Origin of the sequence: Pseudomonas sp. 21LCFQ010 (assembly GCF_024129905.1) — a bacterium.
Classification (GTDB): Bacteria; Pseudomonadota; Gammaproteobacteria; order Pseudomonadales; family Pseudomonadaceae; genus Aquipseudomonas.
The window spans coordinates 1-26,852 of the sequence record NZ_JAMYDZ010000017.1 but is presented as its reverse complement, the minus strand read 5'-3'; the positions used below and the strand labels follow the sequence as shown (position 1 = coordinate 26,852).

Annotated in this window: 18 protein-coding genes and 1 pseudogene; 7 read left to right on the top strand and 12 right to left on the bottom strand. The window is 58.5% G+C overall.

The window, feature by feature from the left end; genetic code table 11:
* Positions 1-169: 169 nt before the first annotated feature.
* Both NJC38_RS18685 and NJC38_RS18680 read right to left on the bottom strand, forming a co-directional pair.
* Positions 170-3,058, bottom strand: coding sequence for a glycosyltransferase (locus NJC38_RS18685; RefSeq protein ID WP_253116438.1), 2,889 nt, complete (start codon positions 3,056-3,058; stop codon positions 170-172).
* A gap of 9 nt (positions 3,059-3,067) precedes the next feature.
* Complete coding sequence (locus tag NJC38_RS18680; protein WP_253116436.1) at positions 3,068-4,477, bottom strand: class I SAM-dependent methyltransferase; 1,410 nt, start codon at positions 4,475-4,477, stop codon at positions 3,068-3,070.
* A gap of 400 nt (positions 4,478-4,877) precedes the next feature.
* On the opposite strand from NJC38_RS18680, the gene NJC38_RS18675 reads away from it, so the two are divergent.
* The gene (locus tag NJC38_RS18675; protein ID WP_253116434.1) at positions 4,878-5,999 is read left to right on the top strand and encodes an acyltransferase; all 1,122 of its coding nucleotides are present in this window, start codon (positions 4,878-4,880) and stop codon (positions 5,997-5,999) included.
* A gap of 92 nt (positions 6,000-6,091) precedes the next feature.
* Here NJC38_RS18675 and NJC38_RS18670 read toward each other — a convergent pair whose 3' ends face one another.
* From NJC38_RS18670 to NJC38_RS18640, 7 genes are all read right to left on the bottom strand, one after another.
* Positions 6,092-7,303, bottom strand: a complete 1,212-nt coding sequence (locus tag NJC38_RS18670; RefSeq protein WP_253116432.1) for an ABC transporter ATP-binding protein — start codon at positions 7,301-7,303, stop codon at positions 6,092-6,094.
* A 1-nt stretch (position 7,304) separates the two neighbouring features.
* A complete protein-coding gene (locus NJC38_RS18665; RefSeq protein ID WP_253116430.1) occupies positions 7,305-8,102 on the bottom strand; it encodes an ABC transporter permease in 798 nt (265 codons plus the stop codon).
* Positions 8,102-9,154 carry a glycosyltransferase family 1 protein gene (locus NJC38_RS18660; RefSeq protein ID WP_253116428.1) on the bottom strand — a complete coding sequence of 351 codons (1,053 nt, stop codon included), beginning with the start codon at positions 9,152-9,154 and terminating at the stop codon, positions 8,102-8,104. Before NJC38_RS18660 ends, NJC38_RS18665 begins: the two co-directional genes overlap by 1 nt.
* Positions 9,155-9,394: 240 nt before the next feature.
* The gene (gmd, locus tag NJC38_RS18655; protein ID WP_045492786.1) at positions 9,395-10,441 is read right to left on the bottom strand and encodes a GDP-mannose 4,6-dehydratase; all 1,047 of its coding nucleotides are present in this window, start codon (positions 10,439-10,441) and stop codon (positions 9,395-9,397) included.
* Complete coding sequence (locus NJC38_RS18650) at positions 10,438-11,853, bottom strand: TolC family outer membrane protein (RefSeq protein WP_253116555.1); 1,416 nt, start codon at positions 11,851-11,853, stop codon at positions 10,438-10,440. The genes gmd and NJC38_RS18650 overlap by 4 nt, the downstream gene beginning before the upstream one ends.
* Positions 11,853-13,178, bottom strand: a complete 1,326-nt coding sequence (locus tag NJC38_RS18645; protein ID WP_253116426.1) for an HlyD family type I secretion periplasmic adaptor subunit — start codon at positions 13,176-13,178, stop codon at positions 11,853-11,855. Before NJC38_RS18645 ends, NJC38_RS18650 begins: the two co-directional genes overlap by 1 nt.
* Before the next feature lie 14 nt (positions 13,179-13,192).
* Positions 13,193-14,932: a type I secretion system permease/ATPase gene (locus tag NJC38_RS18640; protein ID WP_253116424.1), complete on the bottom strand. Its 1,740-nt coding sequence runs from the start codon at positions 14,930-14,932 to the stop codon at positions 13,193-13,195.
* A 284-nt stretch (positions 14,933-15,216) separates the two neighbouring features.
* On the opposite strand from NJC38_RS18640, the gene NJC38_RS18635 reads away from it, so the two are divergent.
* Positions 15,217-16,347 (top strand): glycosyltransferase family 4 protein, encoded by a 1,131-nt coding sequence (locus NJC38_RS18635; RefSeq protein WP_253116422.1) that lies wholly within the window; start codon positions 15,217-15,219, stop codon positions 16,345-16,347.
* A gap of 361 nt (positions 16,348-16,708) precedes the next feature.
* Here the strand turns inward: NJC38_RS18635 and NJC38_RS18630 are convergent, their stop codons facing one another.
* Positions 16,709-17,455, bottom strand: coding sequence for a replication initiation protein (locus NJC38_RS18630; protein ID WP_045492808.1), 747 nt, complete (start codon positions 17,453-17,455; stop codon positions 16,709-16,711).
* A 1,231-nt stretch (positions 17,456-18,686) separates the two neighbouring features.
* Here NJC38_RS18630 and NJC38_RS18625 point away from each other — a divergent pair.
* The 3 genes from NJC38_RS18625 (at position 18,687) to NJC38_RS18615 (ending at position 20,951) form a co-directional block, all read left to right on the top strand.
* Positions 18,687-19,319, top strand: coding sequence for a ParA family protein (locus NJC38_RS18625; RefSeq protein WP_045492811.1), 633 nt, complete (start codon positions 18,687-18,689; stop codon positions 19,317-19,319).
* Positions 19,316-19,621 (top strand): hypothetical protein, encoded by a 306-nt coding sequence (locus tag NJC38_RS18620; protein WP_253116420.1) that lies wholly within the window; start codon positions 19,316-19,318, stop codon positions 19,619-19,621. Before NJC38_RS18625 ends, NJC38_RS18620 begins: the two co-directional genes overlap by 4 nt.
* Positions 19,622-19,925: 304 nt before the next feature.
* Positions 19,926-20,951: a DNA replication terminus site-binding protein gene (locus tag NJC38_RS18615; RefSeq protein ID WP_253116418.1), complete on the top strand. Its 1,026-nt coding sequence runs from the start codon at positions 19,926-19,928 to the stop codon at positions 20,949-20,951.
* On the opposite strand, the gene NJC38_RS18610 is transcribed toward NJC38_RS18615, so the two are convergent.
* Together NJC38_RS18610 and NJC38_RS18605 are read right to left on the bottom strand one after the other, a co-directional pair.
* Positions 20,926-22,131, bottom strand: coding sequence for a site-specific integrase (locus NJC38_RS18610; RefSeq protein ID WP_253116416.1), 1,206 nt, complete (start codon positions 22,129-22,131; stop codon positions 20,926-20,928). The genes NJC38_RS18615 and NJC38_RS18610 overlap by 26 nt on opposite strands.
* A gap of 231 nt (positions 22,132-22,362) precedes the next feature.
* Positions 22,363-24,246, bottom strand: coding sequence for a methyl-accepting chemotaxis protein (locus NJC38_RS18605; protein WP_253116553.1), 1,884 nt, complete (start codon positions 24,244-24,246; stop codon positions 22,363-22,365).
* Positions 24,247-24,631: 385 nt separating this feature from the next.
* Between NJC38_RS18605 and NJC38_RS18600 the strand changes: the two genes are divergently transcribed.
* Entirely contained in the window at positions 24,632-26,542 is a 1,911-nt protein-coding gene (locus tag NJC38_RS18600) for a methyl-accepting chemotaxis protein (RefSeq protein ID WP_253116413.1), read from the top strand.
* A 114-nt stretch (positions 26,543-26,656) separates the two neighbouring features.
* Positions 26,657-26,852 (top strand): annotated as a pseudogene (locus NJC38_RS18595) (zinc ribbon domain-containing protein); the annotation flags it as partial.

Below are 26,852 nucleotides of genomic sequence, written 5' to 3'. Positions count from 1 at the left end.
TGCAGTGGGTGGTCCGGCATCCCGGCTGGCCAGCCCCCACAATCTTTTGACTGATCAGTATCACCTTGTAGGAGGGGCTGGGCGGTGATCCGCTTTGGCCCCGAAAGCGTTGATGCTGTTCGCGGCTAAAGCCGCTCCTACGGGTGTGTCGATCAAGCCCTAGGCCGTTTTATTCCTTTATTACTGTGTGCGGGTAGCGGTAGCCGCTCAGACCGGGCAGGTCGATGCTTGGTTCATTGCCCAGCCCCAGGGCGAGTGCGGTCAGGGCAGCGCCCTCTCCTTCTATTAATAGAAGGCCTTCGGTGTCTTGCCCGGTGATGTAGGTGGCGAGCAGGCGTTGTACGTCGAGGCTGTCGCTGTGGTCAGCGCCGAGAATGATCAGGTCGGTGTTGATGTCGTTGTCGCTCAGTTCGTTGAGCAGCAGCGGCAGGCTGTCAGTCACGGGCGCATCGAGGCGGCTCAGGCGGCCTTCGCGTTGCAGGCGGCCGCTGTTGTCGCCTTCGGTCAGGTGCCAGGCCTGCTTGAGGTGATGGCCAACAAGGCTGGTGAGCCAGGGGGCGAAGTCACCGATCAGCAGCGCGCATTGCGCCGGCTGGCGATTGAACAGTGCGGCCAGGGCCAGTTGTGCCGGGTCGTCGACCAGTGGCACAGCCGGGTCGATGAGCAGGTGTTGCCACTGGCGCGGCAGGCTGTTTTGCACCCGGCGCGGTTGGTGGCTGGCCAGTTGGCGCAGCAGGTCACGGGCGTAGCTGCGCCAGGTGAGGATTGGCCGCACCACGGCTTCGTTGGCCAGTTGCTGGTACAGCGCAGGCTGGCTAGCCAGTTGGTGGATCATGTTGGCCAGGGCAGCCGGGGCGGTCATGTCGACGGTGCGGCATCCTCCCTCGGCGGCCAGTTCGGCCATCACGCCACCGTTGTGGCAGATGCATGGCCGGGCGTGCCACAGGCTTTCGACGATCGGCATGCCATAGCCTTCGACCAGCGAGGCATAAACACTGACATGGGCCTTGGCGTAGTAGTCGTTGAGGATCTCGTCGTTGACCACGCCGTGCCAGGTGATGCGCGGGTCTTTGCCACTGGCTTCACGCACGGCCTCGACGATGTGGTCGGCACCGGCATAGCGGTTGCCGATCAGGTCGAGTTGCCAGTCGAGGTCCGGATGTTCTGCGGCCAGGTGCGCGACGGCGGCCAGCAGCACTTTGTGGTTTTTGCGTGGTTCAAGGGTCGAGACGCAGAGAATGCGCAGCGGCTCGCCGGCCTTGGGCGCGCCGGCCGCGACGGTGGCACGCGGCGAAGCGGTCAGTTCGCCAGGAATCCAGCAGGTACGCACCTGGGCATGCGGAGTGATGTTTTCCCGCTGCCAGAAGGCCTGCAGCTGGGTGCCGGCATCCGGAGAGATCGGCAGCACGCGGTCGCACTCGGCCAGGCCGCGCATGTAGGCGGCGTGGTTGTCACGGATGCTGGTGTCAGCCACCCACTCAGGGTGGGTGACCGGGATGGCGTCGTAGAAGATCGCCGCCACTTGCAGGCCCAGCTCGCGGGCCGCTGCACGGCGGGCCGGGCCTTGGCGTTCAAAGACGATTTCGCTTTGCAGCAACCAGCCGCCTTGCAGGGCGCGGCTTTTGCCGAGCACCTGGCGCTGGGTGGCGCTGGAGCGCGGCAGTACGTAGTGCTCGGGGTTGGAATGGGGGCCGCCGTAGGCGCCAAGCAGGCTGTATTCGTGTTCGTTGGGCAGTACGTAGGCTTGCAGGCTTTCGTCCCAGGTCACGAACAGCGGTTTGCCAAAGTTTTGCAGTTTGCGCGCCAGGCTGCGCACCACACGGGCCACACCGGTGTTGGCAGTGTCACGCAGGCAGGCGCTGGTGTCGATGACCAGCGGCGGGGTCGGCAGATCAGACACCGGCCCCAGGCTGGCAAACAGCTCAGCGTAGGCGGCGATGGTGCGTTGCCAGGTGAAGGTACGCAGGAAGGTGTCGAGGTGCGCGTCCCACTCCGGGCCGGTCAGCAGTTCACCGGCCAGCACGCGCAGCGCTTTGCTGGCAATTTCCTGTTCGTCGCGGCAGCGTTGTTCCGGCGCCGCGGCGACTTCCGGGTGAGCGCCGATGTCGAGCACCAACACCGGTTTGCGCAGTTGCTGCATTTCAGCCAGCGGCAGGTTGAAGCCTTCCCAGCGTGAGACGCTGATGCCCAGATCGGCGTTGGCCATCAGGTCGGCCAGTTCGGCGTCGCTGGGGTGACCAAGCGGCAGGATGTGCGCCTTGAGGTCGTCGGGCAGTTGTAGTTCGTCGCCGGTGGCCAGTACCAGAAAGCGCGCCTTGGGGTGCACGGCAAGGATCTGCCGGGCAATCGGGTAAAGGCCTTCGCTGTTTTTGTAGTTGCCGGTTTCCCAGCGGCCCAGGTTGACGATGGTCGGGCCGTCGTGGGCGTCGCCGCTGATGCTGCTGACGGTCTGGTTACCGTGTTGCCACAGGCTTTGATCAACGCCACCGGCCAGATGGTCGGCGCCGAGGTGGATCATCGCGATGTCTACGTCGGGGCCGGCATCGGGCAGGCTCTGGGTGCGTGACACAAAGTGGCTGATCGGTGTGACCACGCGGGCTTCTGGCAGGTATTCACGGCGCTGCGCGCGCAGGCGTTCTTGAACCAGACGCGCCGGGCCGGTCATGTCTTCGTAAGGCACGCCGCCGCAGTCCAGGGCCACGGTAGGAATGCCCCACTGGCGGAACACGGCGATGGAGGCGTAGAACGGCCAGCCGCCGATCAGTGCCACGGTGTGTTGCGGGCCGACGTCGCGGCCATTGGTTTCAGTACCGGTCAGGCGGCGGCGGTTGTCGCTCAGCCATTGCGCGGTGACGTGGTCGAGTTCGGTGTAAGGACCGTTGTGCTCAGGCGGGGTGATGATGTCGTCGGTGATGCGGCTGAGCACATCGTGGTTGGCCCGGTGGGCAACGAAGGTGATGCGCCAGCCGGCCGCTTTCAGGCCCTGGGCCAGCAATAGCAGCACGCGGTCGACACCAAAACGGAACAGCAGACGTTCATTGCAGATGATCAGGTGCATGGCTTGGCTTCAATCCTGTTCTGGCGCGTAACCGATGGCAGCGTAGTCTTGCGCGCCAAACAGCAGTCGGTTGAGGGGGCCGGTCAGGGTTTCTTCGCCACCTTGCAGCAGCAGGCTCGGGTCCGCCGGATGACGGCGATCGACTTCGACGCGCTCGAACCCCCGTGCGCGCAGCAGGAAGGCCACCAGGGCCGGCGGCAGCGGATTGCGGTGGGTCGGGTCGACGTAGAAGTTGCAGGCGCCGACGATCAGGTTTTCCGGGTTCGGGGTTTCGAGCAGCACCACGCCACCAGGGCGTACCACGCGCTTGGCTTCGTCGATGATTTCGATCAGCACGTCCAGCGGCACGTGTTCGATGATGTGGAAGGCAGTCAGGCCGGCCAGGCTGTTGGCCGGCAGCGACTTCAGGTATTGCAGGGCATCGCCGACGTAGGCTTCAAGGCCGGCGTCGGTGCAGCACTGGATCATTGCGGTGTTGCTGTCGACGCCGATGGCCGGGATATCGGCCTCTTTAAGCAGTTGCAGCCACTCACCACGGCCACAACCGATGTCCATCACCGGCTCGCTGAAGCGTTTGGCGTTGTCGCTGAAGAACCGCAGGTTGGCGGCCAGACGTTCACGAATCAGCTCGCGCGAGCCACGAAATTCAGCTTCGAACTCCAGGTACAGCTCGTGCGGCATGCCTGGCTCGGCCTGGCGCTGGGCCGGTGCCACGGCCTGGCCCGGGATCGAGGTCTGGCTCTGCACCTGAGCGAGCATCAGGGCCAGTTCACGCTGGCGTTGTTCTTGACGTTGCAGACGGGCCAGCAGGTACTGCTCGTTTTGTTCGATGGCCAGGGCCTGGGTGTAAAGGCTCTGGTTGATCTGTTCCTGCAACTGCAGGCCAATGTTGCGCAGGCGGGTGTTGTTGTCTGCCAGGTGATACTCGGCCGCGTTCATACGCGCCGGCATCTGGCGCATGGCAACGGCAAAGTGAGCCATCCGATAAGCCCCCGGAATACGGTAAATCACGCCACGGGCCAGCAGCCAGATGATGTTCTTCGGCAATGAGCCAGGGCGCTGACGGGCACGGGTCAGCAGGTGCATGACCCGGTAGTGGCCGATGACTTTGCCGATCACCGGCAAGCGACGCAGGCGGTTGTACAGGCTCGGCGCCGCCGGGGCAGCCTGCTGAGGCTGGGCCTGAGTTTCAGCTTGTGGTGCGGCGCTGGCAGCCGGGGCTGCTGGCTCTTCGGTGACTTCAGCATAGCGAGCCGGCAGGTAGCGCTCGATCTCGACCAGGTCGAAATCACGCACCAGATCACTGGGCAGGGTGGCGGATGCACTGGAGGAATCGAGCGAAGCCGCTACACGTTCGTACTCGCGGCGGTTTACCTCAGCGACGATGGTCTTTTTCAGCTCTTTGAGATCAATGGTCATTATGTGCGTTCAGGGCCGATAGCCGCCCGTACGGGCAAAGCGTTCATCACACGCAACGCGTGTATGACATATATAAGAAAGGGCGACATTCTACGCAGGTGGATTCAACAACGTCGAGGGATCGCCCGGCGGGCCTGGGTTTTGCTGGTGTGGGTGGTGTAGCACATCGCGACCCGGTGGGAGCTTGCCGACGAATACAGAGGTACAGCCATAGCAAATACTGGCTCCCACTGAGACAGAGTCTTGGTCCTGCATGCCGGTTGCTACCGGTCATGTATCCATTCTGATACCTTGCCGACACAATTTATGAACAAAGGTTCCGCTACGAAGAGTTTCGCAGCCCTGCCCTGTTCAGTAGAACGCCGCCAAGTCCGCGGCTTTGTGTCTTCAAGGATGATTTATGAGTACGCGCTTTTCCCATATCGACAGTCTGCGGGCGATTGCCGCGTTGTTGGTGGTCTGGATGCACACCAGTGAGTTGTTTGTGCTCAGTGCCACACCCTCTGCACAGGATCGGCTTCACGATGTCGCCGCGCTGGTGGATTTCGGCCGCATCGGTGTGGTGATTTTCTTTGCGGTCAGTGGCTTCGTGATCCCTTCCAGTCTGCGCGGCGAGCGCCGGGCCTGTTGCCGGGAGTTTCTGATCAAGCGGCTGTTTCGTCTGTATCCGATTTACTGGCTGTCCATTCCGTTTGGCCTGGTGACCTTCTGGACCCTCTGGGACAAAGACATTTCGCTGTCGACCATCCTCTGGAACCTGACCATGATTCAGGAGGCTGTCGGTCATGCTTCCGTCCAGGGCCAGTACTGGACCTTGCAGACCGAGCTGGTTTTCTATGCCCTGTGCGTGCTGCTGTTCGCCCAAGGCGTATTGCGTAACCCGCTGCTGCTGATCGGGCTGATCTTTGTCTTCAGCGCCTTTACCCTGCTGCCGATCCTGCTGTCATTTGTCGGCCATCCGCTGCCCATTACCCCCCGCCCCATGCTGAACATGCTGTCGCTGCACTTGAGCATCATGTTCTGGGGTGCGCTGTTTCGTATGTGGTACGACGGCCAGGCGACAGGGCTGCTGGCGAGGCTATCAGTGTTTGGCTTTGTCGGTTTATGGCTGCTGTTCGCCGGGGTGGCGATCACTTACTACACGCAGAAGGCCGACGCAGACATCAAGGTCATTCACTTCTTTGTGCCGTATGCCATCGGCGTGCTGAGCTTTCTGTTGTTGGCCACGGTGTGCAAACTGAACTGGGCCTGGCTGGCCTGGTTGGGGGCGATCAGTTATTCGCTGTACCTGTTCCACCCGGTGGTGATGTACAGCATGGCCTGGATGATCCAGCACGGCGGTATGGCGTGGATGCAGAATTGGCATACCGGCGAATACATGATCGTGGCGCTGCTCGGCACGATCGGGATGTCGGCACTCACTTACAAGTACATTGAAGTGCCTGCCATGCGCATGGGCAACGCACTGGCTCGTCGCTCGCGGGGTGCCGACAGCGTCGCGCCGGCAGCGGAAGCACGCTAGCTTTTTATCTATATAGCTATCTATATAGCTATATAGATATAAGCTTTCGTCCTATGCCAAACCATAGCGGGTAGTCGCCTATCCGCCGGCCCTCAGCGATCCAGAGAGAAGCTGGCGTCCAGCGCGCACACACCGGCAAAGTGTTTGTAGCTGCTGTTGCCCATGACGTTGAACACCGCCGCCTTGTCCCACCAGTCGAAGTTGTTATCGATGTGGTCGGCACCGCCATGCAGGGCCAGGGTCAGGCTGTAGCTGCCCGGGCCGATGTTCATGGCCGGAATGGTCACGGTAATGGTTTTTTCGACACCGGCCTCTACGCCCAGGTCGCGCATTTCACCACGCAGCCAGGTGTTGGTACCGAAGATGTCGTAGCCGGTGCGGTCTTTGAACATGAAGCCCAGCGACAGGTCGTAGATCGGCTCGTTGGCTTTGATCTTCAAGGTCAGGGTCAGCGGCGCGCCGACGTCGATCATGTGTGCGGCCTTGCCGTTGGAACTGATCACCAGCTCTTCGATACGGGCTTTGCCATTGCCCGAGCGACCGGCATACGGCGCATTGACGGCCTGGGCCTGCAGTGCAGTGTCTTCCTTACGGGCGATCAACGCGTTGTAGTAATCCAGGACTTCGTCAGGTTTGCCGTCCATCAACAGCTTGTGGTCACCGAGCAGGATCGCACGGTCACACAGGCTTTTGATCGCGCCCGGGTCATGGGACACGAACAACAGCGTGGTGCCTTGCTCACGGAAGTCGCGGATGCGGGCAAAGGACTTGTGCTGGAAGTAGGCATCGCCCACGGCCAGTGCTTCATCGACGATCAGGACTTCAGGGCGCACAGCGGTGGCCACGCTGAAAGCCAGGCGCACGAACATCCCTGAAGAGTAGGTGCGCACCGGCTCGTCGAAGTAGTGGCCGATCTCGGCGAAGGCTTCGATGGCCGGCATCAGTTCGATGATCTGCTCACGCTCCAGACCTTGCATGCGCCCGGCCAGAGCGACGTTCTGGCGACCGGTGAATTCCGGGTGAAAGCCCATGCCCAGTTCCAGCAGCGCGGCAATGCGGCCGGTGGTGGTGATCTGGCCTTCGGTCGGCATGGCAGTGCCGGTGATCAGCTTGAGCAGGGTGCTCTTGCCGGCACCGTTGACGCCCACGATGCCGACCGACTCACCGGCGCCGACTTCGAAGCTGACATTGCGGATGATCCAGTTCTGGTCACGCTTGCACAGCCCCAGCCAGGTGCCCAGGGCATGCCAACGGCCTTTGAGTTTCGGGTAGGCCTTGCCGACTTGTTCAACGAGGATTGTCATGTCAGATCTGGTCCAGAAGGTCGTTGTAGCTGCGCTTGTACAGCAGCACAGCCAGAAGCAGGACAACAAGGCCGAACACCAGCGGGTAGACCAGTTGTGAAAGTGACAGTGGCTCGCCGAGCATGGCCTTCTGGGCGTTGAGCACCAGCGGGAACACCGGGTTCCAGGACAGGATGCGTTGCACCGGCTCAGACAGAATGCTCAGCGGGTAGACAATCGGGGTCGCCCAGAATAGCGCCTGGAACACCACGTCGCTGATTTGCCCGATGTCCCGGAAAAACACATTGAGGGTGGCCAGCAGCGCACCGACCGCCAGGCCCAACACTACGGTGATGCCCAGCAGCGGGAAAATCATCAGGGTGGCCAGCGACAGCGGGTAGCCGGACACCAGCATGAAGATCAACACCAGGCACAGCAGCATCATCGAGTTGAGTAGCGCCACGGCTACCACCGGGATGAACAGGATGAACTTGGGGAAGTTGGACTTTTTGATCAGGTTAGCGTGTTCGAGGAACACCCCCTTGCCACGCTGGACCAGCTCCAGCAGCAGGTTCCAGGTGATCAGGCCGGCACACAGGTAAATACTGTAAGCGTACTGGTGTTCGATGCCGGGCATGCGCGCCTGCATCAGCCGAGCGAAGATCACGGTATAGATGAACACCATGAACACCGGCGGCACGATCAACCACAGTGGTCCGAAGGTGGAGCCGACATAACGGCTTTTGATTTCCCGCAGGGTGATCGCGTAGATCAGCCCGCGAAAGCGCAGGACGTCTTTCAGCAGAGAGAAAACAGACATCATTGGGCTCGGTTCGCCATGTTCAGGAAGGTTCCAAGTTGTCGGGCCACTTGATCCCAAGTGCGCTGTGCCGGCAGGTTGGCCGTGCGCCAGGCATCGGTTTCGATGGCCGTGATGAGTTCAGGCAAGCTGTCGGGGGTAATGAAGCATGGCCATTGACCACCCGCTTCACGCAATACCGCGATGTCGCTGGCGATCACCGGGCAGCCCAGCATCGACGCTTCAAGTACGGGCAGGCCGAAGCCTTCGTCCTTGGGCACGTAGATCAGCGCGGTAGAGTGACGTATCAGCCAACGCAACTGCGGGTCGCTGAGGTTGGCACCATGAAACAGCCGCCGATTCAGCAGCGGGTGATTGTGCAGACGCTCCAGAAGTGGGTCAACTTGCCAACCCACCTTGCCTACCAGCAGCAAACGTGACTGATGACCACGCGCCCAGAGTTCGTCGAAGGCATCGAGCACCAGGCTGTGGTTCTTGCGCGGCTCCAGAGTGCCGAGCACCAGATACAGCGGATCGCTGTCAGTGCCCGGCGCTGGCAAGCTGGCTTGCAGCGCTTGCAACTGCGCGGTGTCAGGCAGCAGCTCGCAAAAATCCCCGCCATGGGCCAGAACGCCAACCGGCGGGGTTTGGCCCTGCCCGGCCAGGCGCGCAATCAAGCGACCGCGCACGGCCTGGGTCGGGACAAACAACTGTTCGGCGCGCTCGGCCATGTTGTGCAGATGCTCAGCGAAGCGCTGTTTAAGGCCCTCGCGAAACCATTCGGCGTGCTCCAGCGGCAGCAGGTCATGCACCATGCCCGCCAGGCGTGCGCCGCGGGCCAGGGCGGCATCCACCGCCGGCCATGGATCGGTGTACCAAGAGGCATCGAACATCAACAACACATCGCCATCACCTGGCTCGATGAGCTGACCCTGAGGTTGTGGATGCTCACCCAGCCCTTGGCAGGGATGCGGCGCCAGCGTAGCGAAGGCTTGCCACTGTTCACCCTGAAAAGTAACCGCCAGAACCTGATAACCCGGTGCAGGGAATTGCCTCTCACAGGCGGCCAACAAGCAACGGACGACCCGCTGTATGCCAGTATGCAGGCCAGATTCCACAAGCCGGGTAACGTCAAAGAGCAGTCTGTTCATCAGGTGGTGCGGTTTCCGGGGTGTCGTGTTCGCGGCTCAAGATTTGCCGCTAAAGCCGCTCTTGCACAGCAGGGGGCGGCCTTAAAAAACAAGCCTCGCAGTCACGGATCGCTTGCAGGCGATCCGTTGCTGCGAGGCTTGCTCTGTGTAAGGCTCGTTGCTTTAGAACGATTTACCGCTCTTCACACGCTCAAGGTCAGCCTTGACCATCAGGTCGCACAGCTGCTCCAGCGTGGTTTTCGGTTCCCAGCCCAGCACGCGCTTGGCTTTTTCCGGGTCGCCGATCAGCAGTTCGACTTCAGCAGGACGGTAGAACTTCGGGTTGACCTGGATAACGGTCTTGCCGGTCTTGGTGTCGATGCCGTGTTCGTTGTCGGCAGTGCCTTTCCAGTCAAGCTGGATGTCGACTGCCTTGAACGCCATGGAGACGAAATCACGCACGGTTTCGGTACGGTTGGTGGCCAGCACGAAGGTGTCCGGCTGGTCAGCCTGCAGCATGCGCCACATGCCTTCGACGTACTCTTTGGCGAAGCCCCAGTCACGCTTGGCGTCCATGTTGCCCAGCTCCAGAACCTCTTGCTGGCCCAGCGAGATGCGCGCCACGGCGTCGGTGATCTTGCGGGTCACGAACTCTTTGCCGCGCAGTGGCGACTCGTGGTTGAACAGGATGCCGCTCGAACCGAAGATGTCGTAGGACTCGCGGTAGTTGATGGTCATCCAGTGCGCGTACAGCTTGGCCACACCGTAAGGGCTGCGCGGGTAGAAGTCAGTGGCTTCGGTCTGCGGGATCTGCTGAACCTTGCCGAACATCTCGGAGGTCGACGCCTGGTAGAAGCGGATCTTCGGGTTGACGATGCGGATGGCTTCGAGCAGGTTGACCGCGCCCAGGCCGGTGATTTCGGCGGTGGTGATCGGCTGGTCGAAAGACACACCCACAAAGCTCTGCGCCGCCAGGTTGTAAACCTCGCTTGGCTCGGCCTTTTGCAGCAGGCGAATGCTGGCCGACAGGTCGGTCAGGTCGTGCTCGACCAGTTCCAGATTCGGGTTGTTCAGCGCACCGACCTCTTCCAGACGCCAGAAGTTGACCGAGCTGGTCCGGCGGTAGGTGCCGTAGACCTTGTAGCCCTTGTCGAGCAGCAGTTCGGTCAGGTAGGCGCCATCCTGGCCTGTGATGCCGGTAACGATGGCGGATTTACGAGGTGCATTCATTGTTTGGTTTTCCGATCTGAGACGGGGACTGTATCCGTCTTGCTGTTATTGCTCAGCCAAACGTTTACACGCTCAACGCTGTCATCGGAGACCTTGCCGGACCAGCGGTTGAGAATGAACAGATTGGTAATGAAATCATACTGCGTCTTGAGCAGGTCACGACGTGCCTTGAATTCGTTCTGGGTTGCAGTCAATACGTCGACGGCATTGACCACGCCATATTTGAACGCTTCCTGGGACGCAATGCTCGACTGCTCGGCCGATGACACAGCATTACGGTTGGCGCGCAGCTTCTCCACACTGGACTCGGCAGTCAAGTACGCATTGGTGGTTTCTTTGACCACTTGACGACGCGTGGCTTCCATTTGCTGCTCGGCAGCCACCTGATCCTGATAGAGACCCCGTACGCGAGCCGATGTCGAACCACCACTATAGATCGGAACTGACAGCTGGATGCCTGCCACATAACTGTCAGTGCGTGGTGCCAACGCGTTGTTGTAGCCTTCGTTGGTGTTTTGCGCGCTGAGATTCATGCTCAAGGTCGGGTAGTGCCCACCTTTACCGCCACGCAGCGCCGCACCGGCGGCCTCAACACCGCTGACGCTGGCCAGCAACGATGGGTTGCTTTCAACGGCCTGACGTACCCAGGTTTCCAGACTGTCATCGGACACTTTGAGTTGTACATCGTTACGTATACGGCTGAGTTTTTCAGTGACCGGGCGCCCGACAATCTCTGACAACGCGGCACGGCTCAAGCGAACCTGATTACGACTTTCCACTTCCTGGGCTGCCAACAGGTCAACCCGTGCCTGCAAATCCAGTACGTCCGTTTTCTTGGCGAACTGACGCTCATACAAAGCACTCACCTGGTCGAGGCTTTTCTGCGTGGTGCTGCGCTCAGCGATGGTCAGCTCCAGTTCGTCGTCCGCAGCCAGTGCAGCGAAGTAGCGAGTCGCCAGGTCGACGGTGGCTTCTGCCTGGGCTTCTTCAGTTTCCGACTGAGTCTGCTTGGCCAGGCTTTTGTAGCGTTGCCAGTTTTCCCAGGCTGCCTTGTTGTAGAGCGCTTGGGACAAGGTGAGGCTGTAGCTCTGGCTGTTGTAGATCTGGTCGGTAAGGGCGTTGACCTGTTTGATCCGGTTGGCACCGGCATTGGCAGAGAGCTGCGGCAACAGCGAGCCAAAGGCTTCGCGGGCACGCTCCTTGCCTCCCTGGGCACGGGCATAAGCGGCCAGTACCCGTGGATCTTCAAGGCGCGCCTCGCGATACAGCGACAACAAATCGGCCGAGTATTCCTTGGCACTGACGCTGGTAGGCGCGGGCTTGGGCTTGTCCGGCACGGCGGTCTTCACGTCTGCGGCCTGAACCTGCAATGCCAGCAGGCTCAACATCATGCATGGAATCAGACGCACGATTACTCCTCGATCATCGATTCGGCGATGGCATTGCGAGCTGGCTGCAAGATGTACTGCAGCATGGTGCGCTCACCGGTATTGATCAGTGCATCGGCGGGCATACCCGGTTGCAGCTTGCGATCGCCCAGCTTCCTCTGTCCTTCTTCGGTGACCTTGATACGCGCCAGATAGTACGGCTGGCCAGTGCGCTCATCTGTCAGGCGGTCAGCAGAAATCTTCACCACTTCACCTTCGATTTCAGGAGTGGTGGAGCTGTTGAAAGCGCTGAAGCGGATCTTGGCGGTCTTGCCGATGCCGATACGATCGATGTCTACCGGCTGCACATGGACCTCTACGATCAGTTCGGAAACAGACGGCACGATGTCCAGCAGCGGCGTAGCGGCACGCACGATACCGCCAATTGTATGCACGGTCATGCCGAGCACCATACCGTCTTCCGGTGCGCGGATGACAATACGGCTCAGGCGGTCTTTGTAGGCCGAGGTACGCTCTTGCAGGTCGTAGATCTTGGTCTGGGTCTCAGCCAGTTGGCGGACCACTTCGGAGTTGAAGTCCTTGGTACGTTGCAGGATCTGCAGCTTGGTTTCGTTGATCTGCAAACGGGTTTTGGTAATGGTCGATTGATGATCAGCGATCTCTGACTGCAGCATGTCCATCTTGCGCTGTGTTTCGAGCAACCGCTGCTTGTCGACAAACCCTTTGGCCAGCAGCGCGCTCAAGTCATTGATCTCGCTGCTGTAGGATTTACCCAGGTTACGCTTGGTGCCGATCATGGCCTCCAGGCCGCGGGTCTGCTCGTTGAGCTGACCGACCCGCTCTTGCAGAACAGCAATTTCACCCAGACGGGCGCTACGCCGTGCATTGAATACCTGGGTTTCGCTCTGCTGAGCCTCTTTGCTGCGCTGAGAGTCTGGCTCGATCGCATCGCCAAAGTCGATGTGATCCTTGTCGTCACGCTCGGCACGCAGTCGCGCTTCAGTGGCCTGGGCAGCGACGAGCTGGCCACGGTTCATTTCGTATTCGGCGCCGACTTGGGAGTCATCCAGAACGATCAGCGGATCGCCCGCTTTGACCATGTCACCATCACGTACCAGCAGCTCTTTGACGATGCCGCCTTCAAGGTGCTGAACGGTCTTGCGATAGGTCTGCACAGTCACCACGCCTGGGGCGTTGGCAGCACTGTCCAGAGGTGCCAGAGCGGCCCAGGTACCGAAGACGCCAAACACAACAAAGACGATGGCAAAACCCAATCTACGGGTGCTGTTATCGGATGTCGGCAGGTCACTGAAGTTGTCGGCCGCAGAAGTAATCATATTTCGGTTCATCGACAATCTTCCTGTCAGGCGCCGGAAGGCGCGGCGCCTGCTGGGGCTACCTGTGTGGATTTCTGTTGGGCTTTGGCCTTGGCGCCAAGCTCGGCAACCACTTGGTCAGTGGGGCCGAACATGTTGAGCAGGCCATCTTTCATCACCAGCAACCGGTCAAGGTCAGCCAGGATGTTGGTCCGGTGAGTAATGACGAAAATGGTCGCGCCAGTGGCTTTCAGGTAGCTCAAGGCGTAAGACAAGGCACGCTCGCCCACCTCATCGAGGTTGGAGTTTGGTTCATCAAGAACAATCAGACGCGGCTCGCCGTAGATGGCGCGGGCCAGACCAATACGCTGACGCTGGCCGCCAGACAGGCTGACACCGTCGCTGCCGATAACCGTGTCATAGCCTTCAGGCAACAACAGGATCATTTCATGTACGCCTGCCGCCTTGGCAGCCTGTACGACTTTCTCTGCATCGACGTCGCCAAAGCGGGCGATGTTTTCGCTCACCGTGCCTTCGAACAGTTCGATGTCCTGTGGCAGATAGCCGACATGCGGGCCGAGTTCGATCTTGTTCCAGTTGCTGATGTCTGCACCATCGAGACGGACAGTGCCATGCTGCGCCGGCCAGATACCCAACAGCGCACGCGCCAGGGTCGACTTGCCCGAGGCACTCGGGCCAATCACGCCGACTACAGTGCCAGCAGGCACCTGAAAACTGATGCCTTTGATGATCGGGGTGCGGGCACCTGGCGCGCTGACGATCATGTTTTCTACTGAAATGTGGCCTTGCGGCGCAGGCAGAGCCATACGCTGCGGCTCGGCCTGCAGTACCGAAAGCATTTCGTTGAGACGCCCATACTGGCCACGGGCAGCGATAAAGCCCTTCCAGCTACCGATGATCAGATCGATCGGCGCCAGAGCACGACCCAGCAGTACGGAGCCGGCGATGACCAGAGCCGGGTTGATCTCATGATTGATGGCCAGCAGCGCGCCCAAGCCGAGGATCAGAGATTGCGACATAACCCGGAAGCATTTGGAAATATTGCTGACCACACCGCCGTTATCACTGGCAATCGATTGCAGCAGCAGCACTTTTTTCTGGCGTACCGACCAACGATTGATGAGGTTATCGAGCATCCCCATCGACTCGATAACTTCGGCATTACGCAGATTTTTGGTGGTATAGAGGCTGGCCCCGGCATTCTCTCTGTTGGCTTGGCTCATGGCCTGCCCGGTAACCTTCTCGTTAACGAAGGCCAGGATCACCAGAATGATTGCACAACCGACCGCCATCCAGCCGAACCAGGGGTGGAACATGAACATCACAGCCAGGTAAATCGGCAACCAAGGCGCATCGAAGAAAGCAAACACCCCGTTACCGGTCAAGAACTGACGCAGGCTGGTCAGGTCTGCAAGGGGCTGAGCCGAGGCGTTCATACCGCCGGTGGCCAGTGCCTGTTTAAAGCTGGCGCGGTATACGTCGCGGCTAAGCAACACATCAAGCTTGGTACTGACCCGCACCATGATTCGCGAACGAATCCATTCCAGCAGGCCGGTAGTAACAGTCAGGATCACCATAATGATGGTCAACATCAGCAACGTAGTGCCGCTGCCGCTGGTCAGCACGCGTCCGTACACCTGGAGCATATAGAAGGTCGGAACCAGCATCAGGGCGTTCACAAACAGACTGAATACACCAACTGATATGAAAGCGCCCTTACAAGCTTTAAGCGCAGCTTGCAAGCTGTTTTCATGAATTTTTTGCATAGCTTCCTGACTGCCACGGGGGTATTTAAAAGCGCGAAAGTGTAACACTCAGCCATCACTCAACAAATGAAAAATACGCCGCTGTAAAGTCCTCTAAGGAAATTTCCCACGCGGGAAATTTCCTTTTTTCAGGTTGGCTTGTCCCGGAATCAAAGGGTAAAGTTCGACTCCGGATTGTTTTCTTACTGCTTGCCGACCCCTCGCGTTTCAGACGAATAACACTTCTTGTTTCGTGAGTGATTCGCCAGGCTCATGGCCTCTCAAGCAGTACCTACAGGTACTTCATGCGCGTTCTTCATTTCTTCAAAACCTACTATCCGGACACCACCGGCGGTATCGAGCAGGTGATGTTCCAGCTGTGTCAGGGCAACCGCGCCTTTGGCGTGGAAGGCCAGGTGCTGACCCTGAGCCCCGAGCCCTCACCGGCACGTATTCAGGTGGCGGATCATGAGGTGGTGCGCGTTAAAGAGAACTTCAACCTGGCCTCTACCGGGTTCTCTGTGCCGGTGTTTCGCCGGTTCAAGGCAATGGCCGCCGAAGCGGATCTGGTGCACTTTCACTTTCCGTGGCCAATGATGGATGTGGTCCACTTCGCGACCCGGCACGGGCGCCCAAGCGTATTGAGTTATCACTCCGATATTATCAAGCAACGGACTTTGCTGAAGTTGTATGCGCCGCTCATGAATCAGATGCTCAAGAGCATGGACCGCATTCTGGTGGCCTCACCCAACTACCAGCGCAGTAGCGAAACCTTGCAACCTTTTGTAAACAAAACAGTGGTTGTGCCCTATGGACTGGACGAATCGGCCTACCCGTTGGTCTTGCCCGAGCGCCAGGCGCACTGGCAGCAGCAAGTGCCGGAGAAGTTCTTTCTGTTTGTCGGTGTTTTACGCTACTACAAAGGCCTGGCCACGCTGCTTGATGCGCTGGAAGGCGCTGATTATCCGGTGCTGATCCTTGGCGGCGGGCCGCAGGAACAGGAACTCAAGGCCCAGGCCGAGCGCCTGAACCTGCGCAATGTGCGTTTTCTGGGTCGCCTGGATGACGCAGACAAAGCTTGTCTGCTGCAGTTATGTCACGCCCTGGTGTTCCCATCGCATCTGCGCTCAGAAGCATTCGGCATTTCATTGCTTGAGGCTTCGATGTATGGCAAGCCAATGATCTCTTGCGAGATTGGTACCGGGACGACCTTTGTGAACCTGCACGAAGAAACCGGCCTGGCCGTGCCGCCCGAGAATCCGCTGGCCTTGCGCGAAGCGATGCGCCGCTTGTGGGATGACCCGCAGTTGGCCAGCCGCTTTGGCACCCAGGCCAGGGCGCGCTTCGAACAGGTGTTTACAGCCAGGCAGATGTGCAAGACCACTGTCGAGGTTTATCGCCAGGTGCTGAGTGAGCGTGCGGCTTTGCGGCCTTGAAGGGCAGCGGATGTATCTATCGACTACAAATTCCGGCTATGCCACAAAACGCCTCTCAGCCTCGATAGATAGCTATAAATATAGCTATAAAAACAATGATATATATAGCTAGCCTGCTATATAGCACCTGCTCTCGACGCCCGTGATTAGCGGGCTCCAGAGGGTAGTACCTCATGTCGTAAGCGGGCCCACGTATGGTGTACCCGGTCTGGACTCGCATTGCCTATAAATAGTCAGAGTCAGGAAAAGCAATGAATGTTGCCAAGGCTATCGACTACAAATTCCGGCTATCTACCAGCCTCCATTAGCTAGCTATATATCTATATAGCTAGCTATAAAACCACCTAATCTCCCTTATCGACTAGTCCTTGAGGATCTCCAGCGGATTCTCCGGCAATGGCTCCAGGCTATCGCCGAGCGACAGCCGCATCTGCGCCGCTTCCTGGAAGCGAAACACCAGGCTTTTCACTGTCTTGCCTTCGGTGATGGTCTCGTAGGTGATCGAGATTCCGGACTTGGCCATGATCTCGGTGATCGAGGGAGTGATGACCCGCTGACGCAGGTTGTTGAAGCGTTTGTAACTGTCGCCCAGGTCGAGCAGGATCCGCAGTTTTTCGACTTCGATGACCAGCACGCCGGTGCTCTTGAACTGCATCAGCAGCTCGAACAGCCGAAAACTGTGCATCGAGTTGAGGTTGGCCACCCGACGCAGGTCGTAGGAGGTCAGCTTGCTGTTGAGCATCGACAGGTAGGGGATCACGTCAACGGTGAAGTTCAGGGTCACCCGGCCTTCACCTTCCGCATAGGCCGCTTTGTACACCCAGCGAATGCGTGTGCGGTTTTTGCCGTCGAAGGTCTGGATGTCACGCTCGTATAGCGAATCAGCCGCTTCCTTGAGGTTGGTGTAGGCAAAGCGGATCGGTACGCCATAGATCTCGGCGAAGCTCGCCGCGGTGACGGTGATCTTCGAAGGCATGGGTTTGCGCGGGTCGACCTGGGCGATCGCCGCCAGCAACAGGCGCTGTTCCTGAAGCGTCAGACGATAGGACGCACTGATCAGATCGTTGGCTTTCGTCACAAGCAATGACGAAGGTTCTTTGGCGGACATCGACTATTCCTGACGCGGTGATGAGTCGATAGTAACAAGCTTGCCGAAGGAATATCGCACCGATTTTGCGGCCGCCTGCAATCAGGCGCGAACTGTTTTAGCCCATAGCCAGAATTTGTAGTCGATAGATGAGCAAGCAATAGCCGGAATTTGTAGTCGATGGCAGGCAGCGGGCCATAGCCAGAATTTGTAGTCGTTCAGCCATCAAATGACCCTAGCCAGAATTTGTAGTCGTTATTGACGAGTATTCAGCGTGTAGGACTCGTCTGTAGGACGCACCGGCATGGCTAAACGCCTTGTCTGGTGCGGCCTGGCGCCATAGCCGGAATTTGTAGTCGATAGATTCAGGGCCAATAGCCGGAATCTGTAGTCGATAGAAGATGCAGACCGAGCAGGTGCACAGGGGAGGGAACGAATACGGCTTATTGGATCCTATAAGCCCCGTCCAGCCTGTGGATAACAGCCGGAATTTGTAGTCGTCATAGCTGAAATTTGTAGTCGATACAGCTGAAATCTGTAGTCGTGATAGCCGGAATTTGTAGTCGTATAGCCGGAATTTGTAGTCGATACCTTGCTGGAGGCCACGTAAATCAAGGCCTCCAGAGGTGCTAAAAACAAGCTTTAAAAACAAGCTTTAAAAACAAGAAAAAAAGATTTTAAAAACGCGCGAAGAGCTCGCGCAGAAGCTGATTTTTTTCTTTGACAACAGGCAAAAGCAAAAAGCAAAAAAACACAAAGCGCGCAAACCGCCCTGAGAGCTCGCATAGCGATGAAAACCACAGGCGCGCTAGGAGGTGCGCGAAGCAGGGTCTTTTGTTGCTCCAGAAGCCTCATAGAGGCCACAGAAGCCATCTATGAATACTTTCGCGAACCAACAATCGGTTGATAGCGAAAAATGCCCTGTCTGGAAGATCACCTGCCATTGACCGGCAACGAGTGCCTGGAAGCAGACCAGAACAACGGTGATCAGGCGGGCAACCAGCGATCTGCGCGGCAAACGCTGGTCAGTTACTGACGAAGTACTCAGAGAAAACACACAGGTGCAGAGGTAATTACCGTCAGCAAGCCGCGAATGCTCTTACAACTGATCTTCCTTCGACTGACGAAATGAGTATGCCATGACGTTGCTACCTGAGGCCACAAGAAAATAGCTAGCTATATAGATAGATAGCTATAATAGCGGTCACAAAATGCTGCCTATATAAAGTCGGATGACTCGAAGGAGAACACAGTGACCATTTACGCATGCGTCAACACCAAAGGCGGTGTCGGAAAAACCACCACTGCCGTACACCTGGCAACCATGTTGGCTACGCGTGGCAAAACCCTGTTGATCGATGGTGACCCGCAGGCAAGCGCTGCAAGCTGGGCCGCATGGCGTCGTGATAACCCTGAATACAGCCCAAGCCCGACGACCGTGTGCTTGCAGGGCAAGGCGATCAACTCTGAAGGCCGCCAGTTGGCCAGCTCTTATGAGCATGTTGTCGTCGATGCCGGTGGTCGTGACTCAGTGGGTCTGCGTTCAGCGCTGTTGCTGGCTGAAGTGGTTATTGTTCCTGTCGGTGCCAGTTCATTCGATGCAGCCGCCATGACTGACCTGCTGACGGTTGTCGACCTGGCCCGTGACTACAACCCGGACCTAGATGTGAAGATGCTGCTGTCGAGGGTCGACACCCGCACCAAAGACACCGGTGAAATGCTTACATTCCTGGAAGAGCAATCTTTCAGTGTGTTCAAAACCAAAATCTGCGAACGGGTCGCCTTCCGCCGTTGCATCAGCGAAGGTGCGATCGTTCATGAACTCAAGCGTGACCACGCCGCTATCCAGGAAATGAACGCGTTCTTTGCCGAGGTGTTGGTATGATCAAATCCAAGCCGGATATCAAAAGTTTCCGGAAAGATCCAAATGAGTTCCTCGAAGGGGGAGAGGCCGACAAAGCACTGAGCAAATCGGCCGCTCGTGAGCAAGCGCCGGCCAAAGCACCCGAAGTGCTGGTCGAAGCCCTCAAACCAGAACCCACTGTGCAGAAGCTGTTTCGCCTGCGTTGGGATATCGCCAATGCCTTGAAGATTGGTGCAGCACAGGAATCGGCGAAAACCGGCAAACGGGTAACCGAGACAGACATCGTGCAGCAGCTGCTCAAGCAGCACTACAACCTCGACTGATCGTCGGCATCATTTTGCGGCTGCTATATATATGTATATATCTAGCTAGCTAGCAGAAGGTTAAAATGATGCGTCATCCGAGACCCAAGCCTGAAACCGGGCAAATCCACCGCCACTGTGAATTGATAGCTAGCTATATAGCCAGCTATCAATTCACACCAATCGATTAATACCACCCCTTATGAATATAACCTTCTGCTGTTTACCTCCCCTCGCACTGCGTGAATCGGCAGTGGAAGTGCGGGAGGTTATTTGTCTACGAAATCCGCTAGTATAGGGGTGGTATTACTTAAAGGTGTTCCAGATGCTTGCTGATATCGTCACGGTATATGAACGGTTGCAGTCCCGATTGACCGCCTTTGCGCAGATCTGGCCTTCGCAGGTGGTGTCCGGTACGGTCTGGCGGCTGCCGGTGCTGGCCGAACAAAAGGCCCCGGATCGTATTGAAGTCGAGCGTTTGCAGGGCAGTCAGGCGATTGAAGCGACACGCCAGGCCATGACTGCCTTTGAACGGGTCGCGGGCCAGGCGCCGGGGACGGTGATGCGTCTGCCGGGTTACTTCGCCTTGCGCGACAGCGTGTTGCCGCAGGTTCGTGAGATCAATGAGTTGAAAGATAAACTCATGGCCATGATCGAGAAGACCCGGCTTGAGTTGAATCTGGCACCTACCGCGCGATCAAAGATTCTCCGCCAAGCGCTGGGGCATCAGTTCAGCATGAAGCAACTGGGTCGCCACACTCAGGTCTTTGATAGCTGCCCGCGACTGATCGTGTTCACGTGGGCCGGCCATACCACCGGCGGCGAACGGATCGAGGTGGGCAAGGTGCGCGAGTTGTTGAACAAGAACGCAGAGCTGCAGTCCGGTCGCGATAACGTCGCGCCCGGTGAGACGTTAGCCGGTGCCGAGTTGCGGCGTATCGTTAACCTGGCTGACCATGCGACGTTGATCAAGTACAAGAAAGTCGCGCCGCACCCACGGGCCATGCTGTATTTCTCCGCCAGCACCCGCTACGACGCGATGATTCACAGCAACCTGCCGATGTTCGTGCTGGCCGGGCAAGAGCCCATAGAGGTGCATGAGTTGCGTCATTTCGATCGGCATGCCCGGCAGGCTGAGCGGCCGGACAAAAAGCCGCGCATTGAAGTGATTCCGCGCATGAACCTGTTCCTTAACCCGGACGACCTGGTCGGGATGCGCAAAGCGCAGCCGACTGAAGGGCGCAATACCCTGGTCGCGTCGACCTACTCAGAGAGCCGTAGCAAAAACACTGTCGAGGATGCCCAGGACGAGGAACAACTGGACCTCAATCTGCCGACAGCTGAGGACTGAACGGCAGCCTGGCGCCCCGCTCAATGAAATCGCTCCAGGCCTGCATCAACTGCCGGCGTTTCTCCAGCAGGTCGCCGCGGTGATAAGCAGCCTCGACTTTGTCGTCCAGGCTGTGCGCCAGAGCCATTTCGCAGACGTCACGGGGGAAGTCCGTGGACTCAGCCGCCCAGGTACGAAAGCAGGAGCGGAACCCATGTGGCACGTAGTCACTGGCCTGCAGTGACTCCATCATTCTGCGAATCGCGTTGCCGGGCAGCCCGCGACTACGGCGGGCGTTGGGGAACACATAGACTGGATGGCGACCGCGCTGCTGTTCCAGAACCTGCAGCGCAGCGTCGACCAGAGGCACCCGATGCGCTTTACCGGCTTTCATCCGGGTTGCATCGATGGTCCAGGTCCGATTGACCAGGTCGAACTCAGACCAGCGCGCTTCGCAGACCTCGGCACTGCGGCAAGCGGTATAGATAATCAGCTCGCAAGCCCGTGCCGCCGTTGTGTCCAGGCTGTCGAGCTGACGCACGAAAGCCCCCAGTCGCTCGGCCGGCATGGCTGAAAACGGCACCTGGCTGCGCTTGTGCCTAGGCAGCAATTTATCCAGATGGCCACGCCAGCGAGCAGGATTTTCCCCACTGCGTAACTGGCGGGCTTTGCCGGCATCGAGCACCAGTTCGATACGGTTACGCAGGCGAAACGCGGTTTCCGGAATCTGGGTCCAGATCGGTACCAGCACCTGCAGCACGTGATCGGTGTCTATTGCGTCAACCGGCAAGTCACCCAACACCGGATAGACATGGTCGCGCAACGAATGGGACCACTGCTGAGCATGTCGGGCGTTTTTCCAGCTTTGCCGGTGCGTGGCGATGTAGCGCTCAGCCTCGACCCGAAAGCTCACCGGCCCTGTCGGCTGAATCTCATCAATGCGCGCAACCTGGCGGTGCGGCAACGGATCGATGCCTTGCGCCAGGCCCAGGCGCAAGGTGTCTGCCGCCAGGCGCGCGGCTTTCAGGGAGACCGCTGGATAGCCGCCAAGCCCCAGATCGTGACGGCGCTTTTCAAATTGATAACGCAGTACCCAACTCTTGCCGCCACTGACAGCAACGCGCAGGAACAACCCACGACCGTCGCTATAACGGCCCGGCTCCAGCACGGCTTTGACAAAAGACTGAGTCAGCTTGCTCATGAGTGTTCGCGACCTGCGCCGCTTTTGCACCAATCAGGGTAATTCACACCAAGGTACAAATTCTACAACAAAATGTACGCGGAGGGTCCCTCCGCGTACATATGCGATTTAACCCAGTAAATACGGAAATTCAGGTGTGGGTCAGATAGCCTGACCCACACCTGACCCCACAGTGTTATGGAAGAGGGTCCAAAGGACAGATGAGTCTCTGTCCTGGACGAAAGACAGCGGTCAGATCTTGAAGCTGTCGACCAGTTGCTTGAGACGGCCCGCCTGCTGTGACAGTGCGGCACAGTCTTTGAGGGTTTCGTTGAGGTTGGCCACGCCCTGCTGGTTGAGGGTATTGATCTGGTTGATATCGACATTGAGCGTCTCAACCACCGCAGTCTGCTCCTCGGTGGCGGCGGCGACTGACTGGTTCATTGCATCGATTTCGCCAATGCGCCGGGTCACATCCAGCAAGCGGCCACCGGCCTGGTTGGCCACCTCGACGCTGCCTTGGCTGGACGCCTGACTTTCATTCATATTGACCACCGCATCATGAGAGCCGCTTTGCAGCTCACCGATCATTTTGTGGATTTCGTCAGCCGATTCCTGGGTTCGGTGTGCCAGGTTACGCACTTCATCAGCCACCACCGCAAAGCCGCGCCCGGCCTCGCCGGCACGTGCGGCCTCGATGGCAGCATTGAGGGCCAGCAGGTTAGTTTGCTGGGAAATACCCTTGATCACGTCAAGAATGTGGCCGATGTTGTCGGTACTGGCATTGAGTTTCTCGATCTGGGTACAAGAACCGCTGATCTTGCCGGAAAGATCGCTCATGGCCTTGATGGTCTTTTCCACCACCTGCCGACCGTCTTCGGCTTCCTGGCGTGCTTCACTGGCCTGGTTCGAAGCATCGGAGGCATTACGAGCGATTTCCTGGGTTGCGGCGCCCAGTTCGTTGATCGCCGCCGCCACACTGTTGGTGCGGGCGCTTTGTTCATCAAAGCCGATGATCGATGAATTGGACGACTCCACCACGCGTTGTGAGAGACCATGCACCTGCAGCGTGGCAGAGGACACTTCCACAATCGAAGCATGCACCCGCTCGACGAAACGGTTGAACGAGCCACCCAGTTGCGCGAACTCGTCCTGGCCATGAATCTTCAGGCGTCGGGTCAGATCGCCCTCACCCTCGGCAATGTCCTGCATGGCACGGCCCATGGCGGTCAGCGGCTGCATCAACGCCCGGATCAACAGCGACAGCAGCAAGGCAATGGCGGCCACGGCAATCAGAACAGCGATCAATGCCGAACTACGGAACTGGCTCAGAGGGGCATAAGCCTTGTCCTTGTCAATCGACAGGCCGATGTACCAGTCAGCCCCCGGCAGACCCGTGATCGGGGTAAATGACAGCAGTCGGGACTGGCCATTGAGCACGACTTCGCGCAAGGGTTTATCCAGGCTGATGCTTTGCCCTGGGTAAATATCCTTGAGGTTTTTCATCACCTGATCTTTGTCAGGGCTGACGATCACTTGACCATCGCCGCTGACCAGCACGGCATGACCAATACCGCCAAAATCCACGGAGTTGATGATCTTTACCAGGGTATCAAGGCTCAGGTCGCCGCCGGCAACCCCAATGATCTGCCCTTTGTTGCGGATCGGGCTGGCCACAGTGACCACCAGTCCACCCACCGACGCCTGATAAGGCGCACTGATGATCGTTTTCGCAGCCGCCACGGTGGTAGTGAACCATGGCCGCTTGCGTGGGTCATATCCGGCTGGCATATCGACATCAGGGCGCTGGGTGAACACCCCGTCGCTATCACCCACGTAGGTGAACTGGAAGGTCGAAAGCAGCGAAGGCGCGCCTACCATGCCGCCCAGATCGCTGTTTTTGATACCCAGGCGCTCAACGTCCTGAGTCAGGTTGTCCAGTATGAGAACACGCCCATTGAGCCAGTTCTGTACGCTGCTGGCGGTCAGCTCTCCTGCCTGGCCAACCGAGGCCTCAAGGTTCTGTCTGATGGTGGTGCGTTGCAGGTAGTCGTTGTACAGCGTGAACAATGCAAACGCCAACACAACAACGCCAGAGGCGGCCAGCAGGATTTTGTGACGAAACTTCAAATTCATCAGGGTGTACTCAGGAACTGTCAGGCACGAAAACGAAAGGCACACTTCGAAGTTCAAGAGTTTCATTCTCTTGTACTCCAGTAATGCCTGTGTTCAACAACGAGAACTTCAGCAGTATAGGCAATTTTTGGTGATGTACTTGTCGTACATCTATCCCTTGATTGACCGGGTCTACTGGCTTTTTCCACCTTTATAAACGGCTAATGCGGAGAATGAAAGCGGGGCGAAAGGTTCGCCTGTTTTTTTACATTTTCCGACGATTGGTGCTTATAGCTCGGCCGTTTGCGGCCGATATCGAGATGATTTAACGCCTTGTGTGGTTCACAACAACAATCCCTCCCACGGCCATTCCTATTAAAAATCAGACATTCCCGGAGAACGTCGAATGAATAGCTGGTTCGCCAACATCAGCGTCAATATGAAGCTGGCCCTAGGATTCGGGTTGGTACTTTTATTTACTGCCATTCTTTCATTGGTCGGCTGGACCGGTGTGAACAGCCTGATCCAGCGCAGTAACTGGATGAGCGATATCACGTCCCTGGGCCATGAGCTGACCAAACTGCGTGTGACCCGTCTGCAATACATGCTCGCCAATGGTGATGAAAAGGTTGCCGACACCGTGCAGGCCTCTTTTGACGGTTTCAAAGGCCGGCTTGATCAATTGATCGGCACTTTCAAAAGCCCGGAAAATGTCAAACTGCTCAATCAATTGAGTCAGGTCAACAACGAGTACCAGAAGTCGTTCAACGACATGCGCAACGGTTACCGCACCGGTAGCAAGGCGCGCAGCGACATGACAACCCATGCCACCAAAGCCGTGGAACTGGTCGACCAGGCTCTGGCTGAAGTGCAAGGCGATCCGGATCGCCTGGAGCAATACCAGGTCATGACCCAGGCCCGGCTCGACCTGCTCAAGGTGCGTTATGAGGTCCGCGGCTATGCCGCAGCGCCCAGCGACGAAGGCGAACAAAAAGCCTTCGGCCAACTCGATACCACCCTCAAGGATCTGGAGCGTATGAACAGTGTGTTCAATGGCTCCCAGGCTGAGCGCGTCAAGCAGCTGGAAACGGCACTGCGCAATTACCGCACAGCCTTGCAGGACTTCAAGACGGGGAATGCCCAAGTCGTCCAGGCGCGCAAGGAGATGACCACTCAGGGTCAAGACATCGTCAAGCTCAACGAGCAGCTTTACCAACTGCAACTGGACCGCCGCGACGCTGAAAGCGCCCAGGCTCGGCAGTGGCAGATCATCTTTACCTTGCTGGCCTTGCTCCTGGGTGTGGTTGCCGCCGTCCTGATTACCCGGCAGATCACCCGTCCGCTGCAGCAGACGCTGGTGGTGGTCGAACGCATTGCCGCCGGCGACCTGACCCACAGTGAAACCGTTACGCGCCGCGATGAACTGGGCGTCCTGCAACAAGGCATCCAGCGCATGGGCAGCACGCTGCGCGAGTTGATCACCGGCATCCGCGACGGCGTCACTCAGATCGCCAGTGCCGCCGAGGAACTCTCGGCCGTCACGGAGCAGACCAGCGCCGGGGTCAATAATCAGAAAACTGAAACCGATCAGGTGGCCACGGCCATGCATGAAATGTCGGCCACCGTCCAGGAAGTGGCACGTAACGCCGAACAGGCCTCGCACGCCGCTTCTGCCGCCGACCGTGAAGCACGCGATGGCGATAAAGTCGTTGCGCAAGCCATCGCCCAGATCGAGCGCCTAGCCACGGAAGTGGGCCGCTCGGCCGACGCCATGAACCTGCTGGAACAGGAAAGCGACAAGATCGGCAAAGTCATGGACGTGATCAAAGCCGTTGCCGAGCAAACCAACCTGCTGGCCCTCAACGCTGCCATCGAGGCGGCGCGTGCCGGTGAAGCCGGACGTGGTTTTGCGGTGGTGGCCGATGAGGTGCGCGGGCTGGCCCAGCGCACGCAGAAGTCGACTGAGGAAATCGAGAGCCTGATCGCCGCTCTGCAAAGTGGTACCCGCCAAGTGTCGAGCATCATGCTCGGCAGCCGCGACCTGACCTCAAGCAGTGTGCAGCTGAGCCGCCAGGCTGGCGATTCGCTGGGCAGCATCACCCAGACCGTCGCTGGCATCCAGGCCATGAACCAGCAGATTGCTGCAGCGGCCGAACAACAGAGCGCGGTCGCGGAAGAAATCAGCCGCAGCATCATCAACGTGCGTGACGTTTCCGAACAAACCGCTTCGGCCAGCGAGGAAACTGCGGCCTCCAGCGTCGAGCTGGCCCGCCTGGGTGGTCAATTGCAGACCATGGTCAGCCACTTCAAGGTCTGACCCCCAGAGCCTGGCCGCTTCAGGCGGCCAGATTGCTTGCAATCGTTAACCCAGACGGTTGGCGAATTGCCCCACCGCGTTGACCATCGGGCGCGCGACAAGCCCCGCCGTTCAGCGTGGCGCGGCGGCTGGCTGATTGCCGTGCCGCCGCCAAATACCAGCCGCACGTGCCCCTGTTGCGGCCATGTGTCGGCGGCCAACCGCCAGACGCAAGCGCTGTTCAGGTGTGTGGGATGTGGTTTTGAAGGCAACGCCGATGTGGTCGGGGCGATCAATGTACTAAGGGCGGGACACGCCCGGTTAGCCTGTG